At 70.1% G+C, this 18,624-nt stretch carries 13 protein-coding genes; 5 read left to right on the forward strand and 8 right to left on the reverse strand.

Annotation, left to right across the window (positions count from 1 at the left end; translation table 11 throughout):
• Positions 1 to 11: 11 nt before the first annotated feature.
• Positions 12 to 1,406, forward strand: a complete 1,395-nt coding sequence (locus ASC87_RS02915) for an Ig-like domain-containing protein (protein WP_235582025.1) — start codon at positions 12 to 14, stop codon at positions 1,404 to 1,406.
• 6 nt (positions 1,407 to 1,412) lie between these two features.
• Here the strand turns inward: ASC87_RS02915 and ASC87_RS02920 are convergent, their stop codons facing one another.
• Positions 1,413 to 3,215, reverse strand: a complete 1,803-nt coding sequence (locus ASC87_RS02920; protein ID WP_056656353.1) for an ABC transporter ATP-binding protein — start codon at positions 3,213 to 3,215, stop codon at positions 1,413 to 1,415.
• 87 nt (positions 3,216 to 3,302) lie between these two features.
• On the opposite strand from ASC87_RS02920, the gene ASC87_RS02925 reads away from it, so the two are divergent.
• Positions 3,303 to 3,524: an oxidoreductase-like domain-containing protein gene (locus tag ASC87_RS02925; protein ID WP_056656355.1), complete on the forward strand. Its 222-nt coding sequence runs from the start codon at positions 3,303 to 3,305 to the stop codon at positions 3,522 to 3,524.
• Between the two features lie 81 nt (positions 3,525 to 3,605).
• Positions 3,606 to 4,925 carry a GNAT family N-acetyltransferase gene (locus tag ASC87_RS02930; RefSeq protein WP_056656358.1) on the forward strand — a complete coding sequence of 440 codons (1,320 nt, stop codon included), beginning with the start codon at positions 3,606 to 3,608 and terminating at the stop codon, positions 4,923 to 4,925.
• Positions 4,926 to 4,929: 4 nt separating this feature from the next.
• Here ASC87_RS02930 and ASC87_RS02935 read toward each other — a convergent pair whose 3' ends face one another.
• The 4 genes from ASC87_RS02935 to ASC87_RS02950 are packed head-to-tail and all read right to left on the reverse strand — an operon-like array spanning position 4,930 to position 11,151.
• Complete coding sequence (locus ASC87_RS02935) at positions 4,930 to 7,809, reverse strand: bpX6 domain-containing protein (protein ID WP_056656361.1); 2,880 nt, start codon at positions 7,807 to 7,809, stop codon at positions 4,930 to 4,932.
• Positions 7,793 to 9,616 (reverse strand): hypothetical protein, encoded by a 1,824-nt coding sequence (locus ASC87_RS02940; RefSeq protein WP_056656364.1) that lies wholly within the window; start codon positions 9,614 to 9,616, stop codon positions 7,793 to 7,795. The genes ASC87_RS02935 and ASC87_RS02940 overlap by 17 nt, the downstream gene beginning before the upstream one ends.
• A 3-nt stretch (positions 9,617 to 9,619) precedes the next feature.
• Complete coding sequence (locus tag ASC87_RS02945) at positions 9,620 to 10,072, reverse strand: hypothetical protein (RefSeq protein ID WP_369820728.1); 453 nt, start codon at positions 10,070 to 10,072, stop codon at positions 9,620 to 9,622.
• On the reverse strand, positions 10,030 to 11,151 hold the full coding sequence (locus tag ASC87_RS02950; RefSeq protein WP_056656370.1) for an AAA family ATPase: 1,122 nt from the start codon (positions 11,149 to 11,151) through the stop codon (positions 10,030 to 10,032). Before ASC87_RS02950 ends, ASC87_RS02945 begins: the two co-directional genes overlap by 43 nt.
• Before the next feature lie 154 nt (positions 11,152 to 11,305).
• Between ASC87_RS02950 and ASC87_RS02955 the strand changes: the two genes are divergently transcribed.
• Positions 11,306 to 14,488: a CHASE domain-containing protein gene (locus ASC87_RS02955; RefSeq protein ID WP_082568340.1), complete on the forward strand. Its 3,183-nt coding sequence runs from the start codon at positions 11,306 to 11,308 to the stop codon at positions 14,486 to 14,488.
• 3 nt (positions 14,489 to 14,491) lie between these two features.
• Here ASC87_RS02955 and ASC87_RS02960 read toward each other — a convergent pair whose 3' ends face one another.
• Positions 14,492 to 14,836: a translation initiation factor Sui1 gene (locus ASC87_RS02960; RefSeq protein ID WP_056656375.1), complete on the reverse strand. Its 345-nt coding sequence runs from the start codon at positions 14,834 to 14,836 to the stop codon at positions 14,492 to 14,494.
• 286 nt (positions 14,837 to 15,122) lie between these two features.
• Between ASC87_RS02960 and rpoH the strand changes: the two genes are divergently transcribed.
• Positions 15,123 to 16,055 (forward strand): RNA polymerase sigma factor RpoH, encoded by a 933-nt coding sequence (gene rpoH, locus ASC87_RS02965; protein WP_056656452.1) that lies wholly within the window; start codon positions 15,123 to 15,125, stop codon positions 16,053 to 16,055.
• Positions 16,056 to 16,291: 236 nt separating this feature from the next.
• Here the strand turns inward: rpoH and ASC87_RS02970 are convergent, their stop codons facing one another.
• Both ASC87_RS02970 and ltrA read right to left on the reverse strand, forming a co-directional pair.
• Entirely contained in the window at positions 16,292 to 17,068 is a 777-nt protein-coding gene (locus ASC87_RS02970) for a reverse transcriptase domain-containing protein (RefSeq protein WP_369820729.1), read from the reverse strand.
• Positions 17,047 to 18,033 carry a group II intron reverse transcriptase/maturase gene (gene ltrA, locus ASC87_RS02975; RefSeq protein ID WP_056656379.1) on the reverse strand — a complete coding sequence of 329 codons (987 nt, stop codon included), beginning with the start codon at positions 18,031 to 18,033 and terminating at the stop codon, positions 17,047 to 17,049. The genes ASC87_RS02970 and ltrA overlap by 22 nt, the downstream gene beginning before the upstream one ends.
• Positions 18,034 to 18,624: the final 591 nt, after the last annotated feature.

Below are 18,624 nucleotides of genomic sequence, written 5' to 3' on the forward strand. Positions count from 1 at the left end.
TGGGGAGCTACATGATGATTCAGTTCGTCGAGGGGCGCCTGTGCGCCGCGTTCTTGCTGGTGGCGCTCGTGGCCGGCTGTGGCGGTGGGGGAGGCGGCGGCGGCGACACGGCGCCCGAGGCCGTGCCGGCGGCCGACTACTACCCGTTGCACACGGGTGACCGCCGGGCGTACGAGTCCGCCTACTCGGACGGCACCAAGTTCCGGTACGCGATCGCCGTGGGTGCCGCCACCACGGTCAACGGGCAGACTGGGTTTCCAGAGCAACTCCAGGCGCCCAATGCCGTCCAATCTGACTCGCAAGTCTTGGTGAAGACGGAGAGCGGTGTCCGCTTGATCGTGCCCGGCGCCGATGGCACGTTCGAGATGATCCGGCTACCGGCGTCCGTGGGCATGGCGTACGCGCAGCACTTCTCCGCATCAGGCGAGGACATCGACCAGGACCAAGTCGCCGACGTCGAGACCTACGACATCGCCAGCACCGTGGCGGGCCTGGAAACCGTGGAAACCCCGGCCGGCCGCTTCGAGCGTGCACTGCACATGCGCCACCAGATCACCGTCAACACCCGCCGGTCGACCGACGGGGTTGTGGTCACCGGTGTCTTCACGAACGACTACTGGTTCGCACCGGGCGTGGGCATGGTTCGCCAGGGGGGGCTGTCATCCGACGGTGAAGGTGGCGACATCGTGCTGCTCGCCCACAAGATCGACGGCCGGTCCACCGACACCACCGCTCCCCGGCTGACGAACGTGTCACCGGGCGCGGGCCAAGTCGCCCCGGACGGCACGCGCATCCGCCTGCAGTTCGACGAGCCCCTGATGGAGGCCGATGTGGCGGTCAGTGCCGTCACCGTCCGGGACAGCACCGGCATCGCGGTGCCTCTGTCAAGCTATTCGCCGTTGGCGAACGAAATCGCCCTGACGAACCTCGACCGCTGGCAAAGTGGCACCTATACCGTGGAGGTTGGGACGGGGCTCACCGACCTGATGGGCAACCCGGTGGCACCGTTCACCCACACGGTCACGATCGACGCCTCCCGTACCGGGGTGTCGTGGACCACCCCGCTCGACGGCGATCCCGCCGCCACGCTCAAGAGCGGATTCCGCGCGGGTTTCTCGACGTTGCTCGACAGCGCGTCCGTACCCGGCAGCGTGGTGCTGCGCGAGGGCAACACGGTGGTGGCCACCACCGTCACGCACCCGGGCGGCAGCAGCAACTACCTGGAGATCGCACCGGCCACTGCGCTGAAACCGCTCACCACCTACACCGTCACGTTCCCCACGTTGAAGGACAGCGCCGGCAACCCGGTTGTCCAGCTGGCCCCGTGGACGTTCACGACGGCGGCCACGGTGACGGCCAGCGCAAAGGTCACCGCGGCAGTGCGCCGGCCGCTCGCCATGCGCTGACGCGCCTCAGGCCGCCAGCGGCGTGGTCGGCTCCGGCCGATCCCCCGCGGCGGCACCGGCCAGCATCGCCGCGAACATCGGCTGGCGTGCCGCCACCTCGTCGGCGGTGCCGATGTCGGCGATGGCACCGTCCACCATGAACACCACGCGGTCGAAGTGGGGCAGCAGGCCCATGCGGTGCACGGCCGACACGATGCAGGCATCGGGGCACGCGGCATCGAGCCGTTCGTGCACGGTGCGTTCGGTCAACGCATCGAGCGCGCTGGTGGGTTCGTCGAGCAGCAGCAGCGAGCTGCCTTCGGCCGCGAGCACACCGCGGGCGAGCGCGAGGCGCTGGCGCTGGCCGCCGGACAGGTTGAAGCCGCGTTCGGACATCGGGGTGTCGAGCCCGCGTGGCAGGTCCACCAGCACCGCGTCGAGCGCGCTCACGTGCACGGCCCGCGCCAGCGCGTCGGCCGGCACGTCCTGGTCGAGCGTGAGGTTCTCGCGCATGCTGGCCTCGAACACCTCGGCCTCCTGCGGGATCAGCGTGGACACGTCGGCCAGGTGGCGGCGGCCCAGCTGGGCCACGCCGTCCACGGCGATGTGGCCGCGGTCGGCGTCGTACAGGCCGGCCAGCACGCGCAGCAGCGTGCTCTTGCCCGAACCGCTCGGGCCCACGAGGGCGATGCGTTCACCGCGGTTCAGCGCCAGGTGGACGCCACGCACGCCACCCCGCTCCGACTTGGCGTGGGTGAAGCCCAGGCCTTGCAGCTCGATGCGCTGCCACGCCGGGTCCATCGCCGGGCCGCGTTCGATCGGGGCCGGAGCCTGGCGGATCACGTCGCCGCTCGCGAAGTCGGTCTGGGTGCGCGCGAGGCCCTGGTAGTTCGATGCCATCGACCCGAGCACCCCCGCGGCCTGCTGCGCGTACTGGTAGATCATGAAGAGGCTGCCGATCAGCACGGTGCCGCCGGTGGCGACCGACGGGGTGGTGCTGACCGCGTAGACGACCACGAGGCTCCACGTGAGCAGCAGCGTCAGCAGGTCCACCGAGCACCACTTCCACTCGTTCAGCACGATGGTGCGGCGCAGCGGCTCGAACACCGCGAGCAGACGGGCGTCGAGCAGGCGCCGGGTGGCGGCCTGCAGGCGCAGGCTCGCCACGGCCGAGATGTTGCCGACGAAGTCGAGCAGGCGCGCGGCATAACGCCGGTCGGCCTGGTTCTCGCGCGCGGCCAGCACCATCAGCGCACGGTCGAACCGCACGATCACCACGGCCGTGACGATGAACCCCACGATGGCCATCAGGCCGGTGAGCTGCGACAGCAGCATCAGCGCCGTCAGCGGCCCGGCGATGTTGATGAAGTTCTGCAGGTAGATGAACTGGCTCTGCGCGAACGTGCCGAGCGCGGTGCTCGCCTGGTGCACGCGGTGCTGCAGGTCGCCCGAGTGGTGGGCCTCGTGCCAGGTGAGCGGCGCATTCGCGAGCTGCACGTACAACCCGTCTGCCACGTTGCGGCGCACCCGCAGCGCCACGGCCCGCTCCATCACGCGGGCCGGGCCGTGCAGCACCCACGTCACCACCTGCAGGGCCACGATGGCGGCGATCCACAGCCCCGCGGCGGGCAAGGCGGCGCGGCCGCCGGTCTGGATGCTGTTGATGGCCTGGGCAGCCAGCCACGGGGTGGCGAGCTTCAGCAGCTGCGAGCCTCCGAGCATGGACAGCGCCACGCCGAACTGCAGGCGAGCACCGCGAGCGTGCATCCACACGTGGCGGTACAGGCCGGACAACGAGGTGGGCTCGGCGGAACGGGGAACGTCGGTCATCGGGTCGATCCGCATGGCGTTGTAAAACTCGCCAGCGCGGGCACTATACGGGATTACCCGAAATCCCGTCGCAACCGCGCGGGTACGATGCCGGCCGTGACCGAACCCCTGCTCGCCGACCTCCCCGCCGCCCGCGCCACCTTCGACGCGCTGCAGCGGCGCGCGCGCGATGCGGGGGTGGTGCTGCGGGCCCCGCCCCCCGAGCCCGTGGGCTGCTGCGGCCGCGGTTGCAACGGCTGCGTGTGGGAAGGGTTCTACGCGGCGGCCACCTGGTGGCGCGACGACGCACTGCAGCAACTGGACGGCTGACCCCCATCCCTCTTCAGTGGGCCCCGGCACCGGCAGCTGGCGGGTTAGATTCTGCGCACCTTCACTGCCGCCCCCCCGCGCATGCCCACCGTTCCTGGCAAACCGACCAAGCCGCTCAAAGCCAAGCTCACCGCGCTGAACGACAAGCTGCGCCGCACCGGCAGCACCCTGAAGAAGCTCAAGCCCACGATCGAGAGTGTCGACACGATCAAGCAGCGCCGCGTGGCAAGACGCCAGGCGTCCGGCCTTCACTTCGCGCTCGCCGACCGCATCGACTTCCTGAACGCCGAACACTGGGACCGGCTCGCCGCCGCCAGCGTGTTCCTGTCCCGCGACTACCTGCGCGTGCTCGAGGTCCACGGCCCCGACAACGTGCAACCGCGCTACGCAATGGCGTACTCGACCGGCGGCCAACCGGTGGCCATCATGCTGTTCCAGCGGGTGCGCATCACCGGCGACCGCCTGCGCAAGCCGGGTCCGCGCAAGCTGATCGACAAGCCCCTCGCCCGCATCGACGAGCACCTGCTCGTGTGCGGCAACCTGCTCGTGTGGGGCGCGCGGGCCTACGCATTCGCGCCCGATGCCGACCCGCAGCTGCTGTGGCACGGCGTGGGCGAGGCGATGTACCGGCTGCGCCGGGCCGACAAGCTGCTGGGCGAGTCGGACCTGGCCATGGTCAAGGACTTCGCGGGCGGCGACCACGTCGCCAAGGATGCCCTGCGCCTGCTGGGCTACCGCCACGTCGACACCGACCCCGACATGGTGCTGACGCTGAAACCCGCGTGGAAGACCTGGGACGACTACCTCGCAAGCCTCACCTCGAGCTACCGCAGCGCCGCCAAGCGCCTCGAGAAGGACTGCACCGCCGCCGGCATCGTGTTGCGCGTGGCCACCGCCGCCGAGATGCACGAGCGTCACGCCGAGATCCAGGACCTCTACTACCAGGTGCACCACGCCCAGGGCCTGCGGCTGGCGTCGCTCGCACCGCGCTACCTCGCGAGCATGGCCGACGCCCTCGGGCCCGAGCGGTTCGTGTGCCGCGTGGCCGAACGTGACGGCCGCCTGCTCGGCTTCGTCACCACCGTGCGCGACGGTGACACCGCGGTGGGCTACTACGTCGGCTACGACCGTGAAGCCAATGCCGGCGCCCCCATCTACCTGGCATTGCTGCAGTCCACCATCACCGACGCCATCGGTTTCGGCGTGCGCCGTCTCTCGCTCGGCCGCACCGCGCTCGAACCGAAGGCCAAGATGGGCTGCAAGCCCGAGCCCATGGCCTGCGCGGTGCGCCATCGCGTGTCGGCGTTCAACTGGATCACCACCGCGCTCACCCGCACCGCGTCGCACGACGAGCCGCCGGAACGCAGCCCGTTCAAGGCAGCGGCCGACGCACCGGCCTGAGCCTTCAACGCACGCTGAGGCGGGTGACCGCGGTACGGCGTGTGTCGAGCGTCCACAGCCGGCCGGCATCGTCGAACACCAGCAGGTGACCGCCCGCGACCCGGGCGCGCGAAGCACCGGAGCCCGGCCACGACAGCACGCCGCGGCGCAACCCCGTGGCGGCGGACAGCACGTGCCAGGCCTCGCCTGGCGGCGCCGCCCGGGCCACCAGCAGCCAGCGGTCACCCATGGCCCAGGTGCGCGCCTGGCGGGGATCCGGTGGCGCGGCGTCCGGGCAACGCCACTCTCGCGCCTGTCGGAGGTCCGGCGGCACGGCGTCCGAGCAACGCCACACATCGGTGGTGTGGTGGCACACCAGGGTGTCGCCATCGGCCGCCATCCGCAGCCAGCCGCCCGTCGGATGCAACAGCCCGGCCCCGGCCCCCTCCGGCACCGTGTCGCGGCTCATCAGGCGGCGCTGGGGCAACTGGTACTGCCACAGCGCCAGGCCGTTCGGCCCCTTCACCAGCGCCTGCTCGAGCGCGGCGGTTGCGGTGAGTGCCACCACGTCGCCCCCCAGGTCGCCCACTTGCCACAGCGCCTCGTTCAGCCCCACGCGGGTGTCAAGCACGCGGATGCTGCGGCCATCGGACACCGTCCAGGCCACCCCGTCGAATGTGTCGGCGAAACACGCCAGTTGCACCACCCCCAGGTCCGTGACGGTGCGGCGCACGAGGTCGAGGCGGCTAACCCGCCACACGCCGGCACGCGGTGCGAGCACCAGCGCGACGGTGCCGCTGGGTGCATGCACGATGCGATGGGCGGGCACTGCGAACCGCGCGACGATGCGGCCCGTGCGGTCGACCAGCGCCGCCCCGGCTTCGCCCAGCGCCACGAGACAACGCCCGCCGTCCGACGGCACGGCATCGGCGATGGCGTGCGCCCCGGGTTCCGGGGCACTCCACGTGTGGATGGCCCGCGGGCCATCCAGCGGCTGGTCGACACTCTCGGGCAACGGCTGGCCGGCCGGCAGGTCGGCGTCCAGCCAGGGGTCGGCGGCCAGGCGCAACAAGTCACGCAACGCGGCCTGCTTGAATCGGCCTTCGCCGCCGGCGTGGTCGGCCAGCACGGCCGGGACGACGGCCCGCGCCAGGTCGCGCAACGCGGGTGAGCGGGCCTGGGTGGCCAGCAGGGCCTCCACGACGGCCACACGCTCCGCCCCCTGGTCCGGGTCGTCGGCCAGCATGCGGATCCGCGATACCTCCCGCGCCAGGGTGTCCGGCAACAACGCCGCCCGGGTCACCAGCGCCTTCGCGCCCAGGTGGCTGCCCTCGGCCTCGGCCCGCAGCAGCCAGCCCGCCGCGAGTTCGCGATGGGCAGGCAGCGGCCACAACACCTCGATGGCCTCGAGCCAGCGCCCCTGGGCCGCCAGGTGATGCGCCCAATCCTCGCGCAGCCGCGCGGCCGCGTCGGGCCACTTGGGCGCCAACTGCAGCACGGCTTCAGAAAACGCCTGGTCACGGCGTGCCACGGCCACCGCGCGGCGCCAGTCGCCGGCCAGGCACAGCAGCCGGACGATCGTGCCGGGTAGGCTGTCCCAGGTGAGCGCCAGCCGCGCCGCCTGTTCGAAGCGGGCGTGTCGTTCGAGGTAGTCGAGCGCCTCCTGGCGCGCCTTCAGCAACTCGGCCAGCACGAACACGGCCTCGTCGACGCGGCCCTCGCGGTCCAGACGCTCGAACGTGCGCCGATACAGCTGGCGCAGATGGTCCTGCAGGCCCGGGTCGAAACTCATGCTGGCCGCCGCGGGCGATCCATCGGTGAGCGACAGGTCGTTGCGCCGGCCCGGCGTGCCGAAGGCCTGCCCGCCGGACGAGTCGTTGTCGTCCAACGGGATCGCATGGCGCAGCGCCTCGTCGAGTCGACCCGAGTCGAACATCTCCAGCATCCGGCGCATGTAGGCCGCCTGCCGGCGGCCCAGCACCTGGGCCAGTTGCGACGTCACCGCGAGGCGGGCCAGCCACTGCCGCCAGGCCTGCGGCCCCAGCCGGCCGAGGCGCCGTGCCGCGACCGCGGGTGCTGCGGCGGGCCGCGGCACGGGCTGCGATGCGCGCTGTGCAGACGGGGAGGACGACCACGTCGATGCCGCCCCCCGCGATCGCGCCAGGAACCAGATCACCCCGGCGGCAATGGCCAACGCCGGCCACCCCGGCAGCGACGGGAGGCCCTCCGAACGGATCAGCATCCCGACCACTGCCAGCGCCAACACGACCAGCCCCACCCACCGCCAACCGGACCCGGCCAAACGTGGGCCACCGCCCGGCGCCGACGGCGGCACGTGCGCATTAGCCTGGCGACGCGCCGACGCCGCCTTCAGGAAGGCGCGCTGGGCCTCGCTGGTCGGCGGCACACCTGCGCCGAGGGCATCGCGCACATCGGCCACGTCGTCCGGCGCCAGCAACACCGGCACGGCAGGCGGCAGGCGGCGGTCCAGCGTGTCGTGCAGCGCGTACGCCCCCACGTCGAGCCATTGGGCGGGGTCGAGCGGCACCGCGTGGGCGAATGCCAGCGGCGCGGCATCGCCGCCCAGCACCAGCACCACATCGGCCGCGGGCAACGCGGCACACTCGGCCGCGGTCAGTGGCGCAGAACTCCACACCGCCCCCTGGCGGCACAGCGGCCATGCGTCAAGGCCGCCGGCGGCCATCTCCACCGGTGCCGCGAACCGCAGCACGTCGCCTTGCGGAAACCGGAACGCCGCTGCCCCGCGGCGCCAGTGCCGCAGGATCCGGCGCTCCCGTTCGGATTCACCCAGCAGGTCCGCCGGGAACCAGAGTGCGCCCACGGCCTGGCGGCCGCGCCACAGCGGCTGGCGGATGGGGGCGGCATGTTCAGGCCGATGGGGCATGTTCAGTCCCGCCCTGCACGGTCAAGCGCACGGTGTTTTCGAGTGCCGAGAAAACGATCAGCTGGCGCTCGCTCGTGAGCATCGCCACCAGGCCCGACGTGGGGCACACGGTGTGGCGCTCGATGGGGGCCGGCGCGGTGAACAGCGGGGTGGTGCCGGTGGCCTGAACGAGTTTCAATTTGCGCCGGGTGCCGTCGATGGCCACGAGCGCCGAATGGCCCACCGACAGGGTGGGCACGAGACCGATGACCGCGCCATTCGGCAGCGCCGTGCGCCAGCGTGACGCCGACGGCACGTCGCGTGTCGTCGACTCGATCACCTCCCACACGGTCTCCCCGGCACCGCCGGTGCGTGCGACGGCGCAGCCGCCGAAGCCCATGCGCCAGCGGCTGGCGGCGCCCATCAGCACGGCGCAGCCATCAGGGCGCGGCCCCAGGTTGTGCTTCATGGGCTCCTGTTGCGTGACGTTGGCCGAGTGTGCCCACAACGCCCCGTCCGCCTCGGCGACGTAGGCGATGCGGTGGGGTGTCACCTGGACCATTGCCAGCACGTCACGCTGCAGCAGCATGGGGCCGCGGTCGATGCCGGCGAACATCCAGTACACCAGTTGCCGTGACGCATCGAGCACGTAGACACGAAGCGAACTTCCGTGACGAAGCGCCGCACACGGCAGCCACCGCGTCCCGCCCGCCGGAGCATCGAACGCTTCATTGGGCGGCCGGTCGACATGGCCCGGATGCAGCTGCCAGAACTGCAGCATCGACCCGGGCGCCGACAGCACGAGGCCCAGGTTCTTCCCCCGGAATGCCCCGGCGAGCGGTTCCGCCCTCGTGGCCCACTGCAGGTGCCGCGGCGGCTTGTTGGCCTGGGTCGAGCCGGCCTTCGGCACGCGGAACACGTTGATGCCCGACTTGCCGAGCCCGGGCACGGCCACATGGTCACCGGAGTCCGACAGCAGCGGTGCCACGCGCAGCGACAGTGCCGCCGAGCGTTCGAACACGCCCATCGGCGGCGCATGGTCGAACCGGCCCCGCAGCAGCGGCACCGTGACGTCCGCTCCCGCCAGCGGCAGGGCCGCATGCCGCGCGGTACCCTGGTGGCGCAGCTGCACGTCGAGCACATCCCCGTGGAGGGCCTGCGTGATCGCGACCGCATGGGTCACCGGCGCGGCCGTTTCGGCCACGCGGCCCACGCGCCAGCACTCGCCGAGGTCGTCGCCCAGGTGCTCGTCCAGCCAGGTGCGCCACGCATCGGTTTGCACTGCACCCGCCACCACATGGGCTCGCACCCGCAGCAGGCGCTGCAGGTCGTCCGGCCCGAGGGCATCGTGCAGCACGCCGGGTTCATGGGCCACGCCCCAGCGGAACGCTCCACCCGCCTGCACCGCGCGGCGCGCCAGCAGGATCCACAAGGCCACGTGGGCCAGTCGCGGTGCGCCCAGTTGCCAAGGGCCCGCGTCGAACACGGCCACGATGAGCCGTTGCGAACGCCGCGCGCGGGGCCGGGGCGCGAGGAACAGGTGCTCCCCGCCGGCGGCCCGCCGCAGGAATTCGTCCGGCAGTTCCGTGGCCAGCAGCCACTCGGTGGACAGCAGCCGGTCGTACGAGCCCCGGCGGCGCAGGTCCTCCACCCCGTCGGGCTCCGCATCGCCGGCTTGCGGGCGGGCATGGAACCGGCCCAGCAGCGGGTCGAGCCGGGTCAGCATGTCGCCCACCGCCGAAACGAGGTCAGCGGCAAACCAGGACAGCCACGGGTGCCAGGCGCGCAAGGCGGATGGCAGCGTCACGTTCGAAGCGCTGGCGTCCATCGGTCAGTTTCCCGCCGGAGGCGCGGCCAGGGGCCCTTGCCGGTCGAGCGGCACGATGGCGGCCGGGTCGGGCCACAGCAACAGCGGGGTGCGGCCATGCCGCGCCGCCAGCGCACGGGCCAGCAGGTCGGCGGGCACGTCCGGCGACCACAGCGTGGGCAACCACAGCGACGGGGCGTCGGCGCTGGGTGCGGCATACGCGACACCCGAGACCCACGGCAGGTCGTCCGCCGCACCGAACAGCACGAGGACGTCCCGGCTCGAGGTGACGTGCAGGCGCTGGCGCACCGGCGCCGTGACGCGGTCCACGCGCGCCCGCAACCACGCCGCCGCCGGGCCCCAGGCCACCGCGGCTTGCGGCACGGCACCGTCTTCCCTTGGCCGCCAGGACCACCCCACGGGCTGCCGCAAGGTCACACCGGCAAGGCAACGAGCGCGGCCAGCTTCTTCCGGCACACCGCCAGGTCGGCAGGCAGCACGTCGGCATGGAAGTTGGCATCGATCTCGCGCAGCAGGCCCTCGGCCTCCGCCTGCCGGCCGGCGTCCTGCCGGGCCAGGCACACCAGCGCCGTCTCGACGAGGCGGCCGACACGCGACATTGGCTGCATCGCGGCCTCCTCCACCGCGCTGAAGAGGTTCGGGTGCGTGGCGTGGGCGAGCGGCTCCTTCAACACGTCGCGCGCACTGAGCTGCGACTCCTTCGTGGGCAGCACGTACAGCAGCGGCCAGAGGTCGGCCGGCGTGGCCTCGGTGCGGCCCGCCAGCACGGCAGCTGCGGCGATGAGCCGCTGCGACTTGACGATGCGGCGGTCCGACAAGTGCACGCCGGCGCGCCGCAGCTGGCGGATGCAGTCAGCCAACCCAGGCCTCGCGCCCGCCATGTCCACCTGCCGGACGGCACGGCACAGCACGTCGAGGTGCGACAGGCTGGCCGCAGCGGTGACCGGTGCGGTGTCGGCACGCCAGCCGCCATCCAGCATCGCCTCGAGGTGGTGGTCGGGCACGGGTTCGATGAAGAGGTGCAGCAGGAATCGGTCCGCGAAGGCGGCCAGTGCCTCGTCTTCCGGCAACCCGTTGGCGGCACCCACGGCAACACGCAGCGGGCAGTCGATCTGGGTATGGCCGCGGCGGAACCGCCGCTCGTTCAACAGCCCCAGCAAGGTGTTGAGGATGGCGGTGGAACCCAGGAACACCTCGTCGAGGAACGCCACGTCGGCCTCGGGCAACATGCCGGTGACGTCGGTTTCCACCGTGCCCTCGCGCAACTTGCGCAGGTCGACCGGACCGAACAGCTCCGACGGTTCGGTGAACCGCCCCAGCAGGTACTCGAAGTAGCGCCCGCCCATCGACTGCGCCACCCGGCGGACGACCGCGCTCTTGGCCGTGCCGGGAGGGCCGATGACCAGCAGGTGTTCGCCGGCAACGGCTGCCAGCACGATGAGTTCGGCCAGCTGGTCGCGGCCCACCAGGCCGTCGGTGGCTGCGCGGATGCCCTGGCGAACCTGGCGGGCGGCGTCGTGAAGGGAAGGCGTCATTGTCCGGAATCTCGGGGCCGCATCGGGCAAAACACCAGTGTGCCAGAGGCCCGCGAACCGGGGCCCTGCCACGCCACCCGTGCCGCAAGGTGGTAGGCTCTTGCAGCGGCATGACCGCCCCCTCCGAACCGACCCTCCGCCCGCCGTCCCACTGATGACCTCAGCGCCTTCCCGCCCACGGCCGCACTGGGTGCTCGCCCTCGCAGGCACCGCGCTGGCCTATGCGGTCATGGGGTGGGTCGCGCTCTGGTTGTCCATTCCCCCGAGCTACGCGTCGCCGCTGTACCCGGCCGCCGGCGTGGCACTCGCCTGCGTGCTGGTGTATGGTCTTCGCGTATTGCCCGGCGTGGCGCTCGGGGCGTTCGTCGTCAACCTGTCGCTCGGCCCCGACCGCGGCCTGTCCGGGTTCGCGTTCATCGCCCTGCCGCTCCTGATCGGCGCGGGGGCGGCCCTGCAGGCGGGCCTCACCGCCACGCTGATCCGCCGGTTCGTCAAGCAGCCCCTCACGCTCAGCGAACCCCGCGACGTGGCCCTGTTCTTCGGCATCGGCGGGGTGTCCACTGCGCTCACGAGTTCGTCCGTGGCGGCCCTGGCGCTGTGGGCGCTGTCGGCCCAGAGCGGCAGCGCGCTGCTGCTCACCTGGTGGAGTTGGGCCGTGGGCGATGCCCTCGGCATGCTGACGGCCACACCCATCGTGCTGAGCTGGATCGGCCGGCCCCGCAGCGAATGGGAGTCGCGCCGCTGGACGGTGGGGGGCACCATGTTCGTGGCCACGCTGCTGATGGCCCTGAGCATCAAGCAGGTGGACCGCTGGGAGGAGGCCCGCGTGCACACGGCGTTCGAACGCGATGCGTTGCACGCCACGTCGAACCTCGCGGCGCAACTGCAGTTCCCGATGCACGCGCTGGAATCGATTCGCGGGGTGTTCGTCGCGTCGGAGAACGTCACGCGCGATGAAATGCGCCGCGCCGCCGCGGCCTGGATCACCCCGGACAGCCACCTGCACGCCCTGGGCTGGAGCGAGGCGGTGCGGCGGGCGGATCTCCCCGCGTACCAGGCCGCGGTGCGTGCGGTGGACCTGCCCTCGTTCAAGGTGTTCGACCGGTCCGACAGCCCACCACCGACACAGGACGACGACCGCATGATCGTCATCCGCTACATCGAGCCGATGCGCACCAACAGCACCGCCATCGGCGTCAACGCCCGGTCCATCGCGGCGGCACGTGCCGCGGTGGACATCGCGTTGCGCACCGACAGCCCCGCCGCCACCGCCGGGTTTCGCCTCACGCAGGAAACCGGCGACCAGGTGGCCGTGGTCATCTACCAGGCCGTCTACCGCGGCTCACCCAAGTCACCCGCCGAGCGGCTGGACTCCGCACTCGGCGTCGTGTTCGTGACACTGCGCATGGACGACGCGCTGGCCGCGTTCCGCAAGGCGCTGCCGCCCTACCTGTCCCTCTGCATCGTGGACACCGACAGCGTCGCCACCCGCCGGCTGCTGGCCGGGCCGGCCGACTGCCCGGACGCCACCGCGGAACTCACCTACACCCGGCCGTTGAACTTCGCAGACCGCAAGTGGAACATCCGCGTGCTTGCCAGCCGCAACGACGTGCCCGACGCCCGCGCGCGCAACGCGCTGCTGTTCTCGCTGATCGGCCTGGTGGCCACGTCGATGCTCGGCACGCTGCTGCTCACCGTCACCGGCCGGGCCCGCCGCATCGAATCGGCGGTGACGGACCGCACCCTCGCGCTGCAGCGCGAGATCGCGGAACGCGAACGCACGGAAGCCGAGCTCCGCGAAAGCGAACAGCGCTTTCGCAACATCCTGAACCACGTGCCCATCGGGGTCGTCTACACGGACCTGCGCGGCAACGTCAAACAGGTCAACCCGCGCTTCTGCGAACTCACCGGCTACAGCAGCGACGACCTGGTGCAGCTCAACCTGTCGCACGTGATCCACCCCGAAGACCGCGTGCAGGACATCGAACTCACCCAGCAGCTCGTGCGCGGCGACGTGCCCATGTTCCGGCGCCAGGGGCGCTACGTCACGCGCGACGGCCGCATCGTGTGGGTGCAGGCGGTGGTGTCGCTGCTGCGGCTGCCCTCGGGCGAGCCCTACCGCATCGTGGGGGTGGTGGAGGACATCACCGAACACCTGAAGCTCGCCGACGCCGAGCGCGCACGGTCGCTCGCCGAGGCCGCCAACCTCGCCAAGAGCGAATTCCTCTCGCGCATGAGCCACGAGTTGCGCACGCCACTCAACGCCATGCTGGGTTTTGCCCAGCTGCTCGAACTGGACCAGGCCCACCCGCTGCCGGCCGTGCAGCGGCCCTGGGTGGCCCAGATCCAGGGCGCCGGATGGCACCTGCTCGACATGATCAACGACGTGCTCGACCTGTCACGCATCGAGTCCGGCACGCTGAGCCTGCAGATGCAGACGCTCGACCTGCGCGAGATCCTCACATCCACGCTCACGCTCGTCGAACGCGACGCGCACCGGCGCGACATCACGATCACCCAGGACCTCCAGGACAGTGGCACCCGCGTCAAGGGCGACGCCACCCGCGTGAAGCAGATCCTGACCAACCTGCTGAGCAACGCCATCAAGTACAACGCCGACAGCGGGCGCATCCACATCGCCACCCGCGTGCACCACCGCGACAGCATCGAGATCACCGTCACGGACACGGGCCTCGGCATGACCGACGAACAGCTGTCGCAGCTGTTCCAGCCGTTCAACCGCCTGGGCCGTGAACGCTCGGGCCAGGAAGGCACCGGCATCGGCCTCGTGATCAGCCAGCGGCTGGCGGAGCTGATGGGCGGCGCGCTGCGCGCCCGCAGCACGGCGGGCGAAGGGTCGTCGTTCATCCTGTCGTTGCCGCGGGCCGCCGACGTGCCCGAGCGCCGGCTCGACGCCGAACCGTCGCGCCCGTCCACCGGCGACTACCACCAACGGGTGGTGCACTACGTCGAGGACAACGAAACCAACGTGGAAGTGATGCGCGGTGTGCTGTCGCGGCGCCCACAGGTGCGCCTCGACGTGTCGATCACCGGCCTCGACGGGCTGGCCTCGATCCGCACCAACCGCCCCGACCTGATCCTGCTCGACATGCACCTGCCCGACATCGACGGGCTGGAACTGCTGCGCCACTTGAAGGCCGACCCGTCCACCGCGGACATCCCGGTGGTGGCGGTCTCCGCCGACGCGCTGGCCTCGCAGATCGATGCGGCATTGCAGGCCGGTGCGCAGCAGTACCTGACCAAACCCATCAGCGTGTCGGAACTGCTGACCGCGGTAGACGCGGTGCTCGACAGCGCGGAGACGAAGTTCGGTTGAGCGTCAGCCGCCGGTGCGCTTGACCGCGCGGCCCTGCTTCTGCAGCTGGGCCATCACCAGGGCCACGTGGTCGCCCTGCAGCTCCACCACCCCGTCCTTGACCGTTCCGCCGGTGCCACAGGTGGCCTTCATGGCCTTCGCCCAGGCGGTCAGTTCGGGGTCCACCAGGCCCAGGCCCTTGACGAGGGTGACACCCTTGCCCGCCCGCCCCTTGGTCTCCCGCGACACCCGCACCGCCCCATCGGGGAAGGTGGACACGGCGGTGGCCGTGCGGCAGGTGCACTGGCCGGCGGGCTGGCGGCAAACCGGGCACATCCGGCCGGCATCGGTGGAGTAGACGAGGCTCATGGGGCGATTGTCGCGTGTCGGAAGCCGCTGACGCCGGGGCGCGGCGATGGCGGGCTGTTCGGCCCTTCCGGGCGGGCGCAGGATCGTTGCAGGCCCGTCAGGGGGCCGCGTCGGGAGCAAAGAAATGCAAAGACGCCATGCCGTCCGATTCGATAGAACGAGAAACAGGCGCCCCAGGCGAGAGTGTTCGCTCACGCCCAGCCGGAACTTTTCCAGGCATCAGCACTCCGATAACGCGAGTGCTAATATGCCCCCCGAAAGGAGCTACCGGATGTCGTCTGCTTCCATGAACCTGCCCGCGGCCCCTGCCGCGCTCGCACTGACGGTGCGTGATCCCTGGGCACTCGTGCCCTCGCTGGGCAACCTTGACGCGTACATTTCCGCCGTCAACCGCATTCCCCTGCTCACGCAGGAGGAAGAGGTGTCGGCCGCCCGCCGGCTGCGCGCCGACGGTGACGTCGAGTCCGCCGGAAAGCTGGTGCTGTCGCACCTGCGCCTGGTCGTTTCCATTTCCCGCCAGTACCTGGGCTACGGGCTGCCGCACGGCGACCTGATCCAGGAAGGCAACGTGGGCCTGATGAAGGCCGTGAAGCGTTTCGACCCGGACCAGAACGTCCGCCTGGTCAGCTACGCGATGCACTGGATCAAGGCCGAAATCCACGAGTACATCCTGAAGAACTGGCGCATGGTCAAGGTGGCCACCACCAAGGCCCAGCGCAAGCTGTTCTTCAACCTGCGCTCGATGAAGCAGCGCATGAAGGAAGACAGTGCCGAAGGCCACACCCACCGCGCCACGCTCACGCAGAGCGAGGTGGATGCGGTCGCGCGCGACCTGAACGTCAAGCGCGAGGAAGTGCTCGAGATGGAAACCCGCCTCTCGGGCGGTGACATCGCACTCGAACCGCAGAACGACGAGGCCGAGGACCAGCACTACGCCCCCATCGCCTACCTGGCCGACGACAGCCAGGAACCCACGCGCGTGATCGAGGCCCAGCGCCGCGACTGGCTGGCCGGCGACGGCATCAGCCAGGCCCTGGCCACGCTCGACCCCCGCAGCCGGCGCATCGTCGAAGAGCGCTGGCTGAAGGTCAACGACGACAGTTCGGGCGGCCTCACGCTGCACGACCTGGCCGGTGAGTACGGCGTCAGCGCCGAGCGCATCCGGCAGATCGAGGTGGCGGCGATGAAGAAGATGCGCAAGGCGCTGACGGCGGCCTGACGGCCCCGTCACCCCGGCGAATGCCCACGGCTGTCCGGGGAAGATCCCGATAGGGGTAGGGAATGGCATCAGCCATCCCCTCCCTCCGAACTGTACGTGCGGTTTTCCCGCATACAGCTCTCCAGTCGGTGGTTACTTCATCGAGANGATAGGGGTAGGGAATGGCATCAGCCATCCCCTCCCTCCGAACTGTACGTGCGGTTTTCCCGCATACAGCTCTCCAGTCGGTGGTTACTTCATCGAGATTGGCTCGCCAGCGCATGGGCTGCATGCAGGGTGAACAGCCCTTGCTCGGCGAAGAAGGCATTGGGCCAGCGCCGGTGATCGGCATGCGTATGCCCATGGCCACGGCGCTTGCTTTGGTATCGCAGCAGCGTCCTCAGCCTGCGCCGCACAAACCCGTCAGCCTGTGCGAACGTCTGGTGGTGCGCGTGCTTGAAGTAGTTGAACCAGCCTCGCAGGATCGGATTCAGGCTCGCAATCACCGCCCGYAGGCTTTCGCCTCGGCGGCGACTGGTCTTCYCCCGGATTCGCTCCCGGAACTTCGCCACGCTCTTCTGGCGCACGCGCCGACGGCCCGCCTCGAACCGATACCCCAGGAACTCGAAGCCCTGCCCCTCTTGCAGGCAGTCCCCCACGYGCCGACGGCCCGCCTCGAACCGATACCCCAGGAACTCGAAGCCCTGCCCCTCTTGCAGGCAGTCCCCCACGTGAGTCTTGGCCGGATGCAGTTGCAGGCCATGCGCTTCGACCCATCGCTGGATCTCCGTTAGCGCGCCCTGCGCCTGCTCGGCAGTCGCACACAGCACCACAAAGTCGTCCGCATAGCGGACGATGTGCCAGCCACATGCAACCAGTCTCACGTCCAGTGGGTGTAGGTAGCAGTTCGCCAGCAGTGGACTGAGTACCGCTCCCTGTGGCGTGCCGCCACTGGGTGTCCAGCGCCCAACCTCGCTCACGATCTCCTGTCCGAGCCAGTCGTCAATCAGCTTCAGAACCCTCCCGTCGCTGATCTTCTCGGGATGCCCGCGATGACCCCCGACTCCCGGATTCGCTCCCGGAACTTCGCCACGCTCTTCTGGCGCACGCGCCGACGGCCCGCCTCGAACCGATACCCCAGGAACTCGAAGCCCTGCCCCTCTTGCAGGCAGTCCCCCACGTGAGTCTTGGCCGGATGCAGTTGCAGGCCRTGCGCTTCGACCCATCGCTGGATCTCCGTTAGCGCGCCCTGCGCCTGCTCGGCAGTCGCACACAACACCACAAAGTCGTCCGCATAGCGGACGATGTGCCAGCCACATGCAACCAGTCTCACGTCCAGTGGGTGYAGGTAGCAGTTCGCCAGCAGTGGACTGAGTACCGCTCCCTGTGGCGTGCCGCCACTGGGTGTCCAGCGCCCARCCTCGCTCACGATCTCCTGTCCGAGCCAGTCGTCAATCAGCTTCAGAACCCTCCCGTCGCTGATCTTCTCGCTCACTCGCTCGCGCAAGCCAGCGTGCGGGATGCTSTCGAAGTAGCCCTGCAGGTCCGCGTCCACCACGTGGGTGAACCCAGCCTTCAGCAGCCGGTCGACCTCCCTCARCGCATCGTGCGCACTTCGCCCAGGTCGGAACCCATAGCTCTGCGGCATGAACACCGCCTCGAAGATCGGCTCGATCACCATCTTCACCGCCGTCTGCACGATCCGATCCTTCACCACCGGTATTCCCAGCGGCCTCGTTTGGTTCACTCCCTTGGGAATCTCCACCCGTCGGACCGGCTGCGCACAGTACTGTCCCCGTTCGAGCTGATCCCTCAGCTCCTCCAGGTACCGCTCGGCGTGTCGATCGAACATCTCCACACTCTGCCCGTCTACGCCCGCGGCCCCCTTGTTCGCGCGCACCCTCTGCCACGCCGCTTGCAGCGTCGTCGCCCGATACACCTTGTCGATCAAGCTGAACCACTTGCYTCCTTTGACGCCGTTKTCCAGCGCCGCCAACATGCGCTCGTTCCAGATCGATGCTTCCACCCATGACCATYTCGGRTCCCGGGCTTCTGGCCCTTGCTTAGCCTCTTGTGGCACTTGCGGTCCTCTTGCTTGCATCGTCTCCAGCCCTCGCACATCCACCTTCCTRCCTCCCGTCCCTACGCGCGGGTTTGCTCTCCGCACATCTCGCCCCGCCGGTTCACGTTTTAGGCAGGGCAAGCGGCCCCAGCGCAATCGGGTGCAGGTTTCCCCGTTCCAAGCCATGACTTCGCCATGCGACGCATCAGTACCATGAAGGCTCTGACTCCCGCTGCCGTTCACCTCGGCCCGCGGGTCTCCCCACTTACTGCAACGTACCTTCCCAACGTTCCATTCCCAACCACAGGATGCGCTCCATCACCGCTTTGTCCGCCACGTCAGCGTGATCGATTCCTTCCAGGCTTCACCTTGARTGAGCAGGCTCGCCGCAACATCCCGCCGAAGCGGATTCGCTTTACTACGGACCGCAGGTTCGCCTCCAGTTGCTCCCCACCCCGCCTCTCAGCGACGCAGTTACCTTCGGCTTCGGGGCTGTGACTTACCCCGACGCGGACTTGCACCGCGCTG

Origin of the sequence: Rhizobacter sp. Root1221 (genome assembly GCF_001425785.1) — a bacterium.
Classification (GTDB): Bacteria; Pseudomonadota; Gammaproteobacteria; order Burkholderiales; family Burkholderiaceae_C; genus Rhizobacter.

What these genes read in the sequence shown, in the direction of transcription:
- ASC87_RS02915 (WP_235582025.1), top strand. Translation starts at nt 12, where the DNA reads ATGATGATTCAGTTCGTCGAGGGGCGCCTGTGCGCCGCGTTCTTGCTG.
- ASC87_RS02920 (WP_056656353.1), bottom strand. Translation starts at nt 3,215, where the DNA reads ATGACCGACGTTCCCCGTTCCGCCGAGCCCACCTCGTTGTCCGGCCTG.
- ASC87_RS02925 (WP_056656355.1), top strand. Translation starts at nt 3,303, where the DNA reads ATGCCGGCCGTGACCGAACCCCTGCTCGCCGACCTCCCCGCCGCCCGC.
- ASC87_RS02930 (WP_056656358.1), top strand. Translation starts at nt 3,606, where the DNA reads ATGCCCACCGTTCCTGGCAAACCGACCAAGCCGCTCAAAGCCAAGCTC.
- ASC87_RS02935 (WP_056656361.1), bottom strand. Translation starts at nt 7,809, where the DNA reads ATGCCCCATCGGCCTGAACATGCCGCCCCCATCCGCCAGCCGCTGTGG.
- ASC87_RS02940 (WP_056656364.1), bottom strand. Translation starts at nt 9,616, where the DNA reads ATGGACGCCAGCGCTTCGAACGTGACGCTGCCATCCGCCTTGCGCGCC.
- ASC87_RS02950 (WP_056656370.1), bottom strand. Translation starts at nt 11,151, where the DNA reads ATGACGCCTTCCCTTCACGACGCCGCCCGCCAGGTTCGCCAGGGCATC.
- ASC87_RS02955 (WP_082568340.1), top strand. Translation starts at nt 11,306, where the DNA reads ATGACCTCAGCGCCTTCCCGCCCACGGCCGCACTGGGTGCTCGCCCTC.
- ASC87_RS02960 (WP_056656375.1), bottom strand. Translation starts at nt 14,836, where the DNA reads ATGAGCCTCGTCTACTCCACCGATGCCGGCCGGATGTGCCCGGTTTGC.
- rpoH (WP_056656452.1), top strand. Translation starts at nt 15,123, where the DNA reads ATGAACCTGCCCGCGGCCCCTGCCGCGCTCGCACTGACGGTGCGTGAT.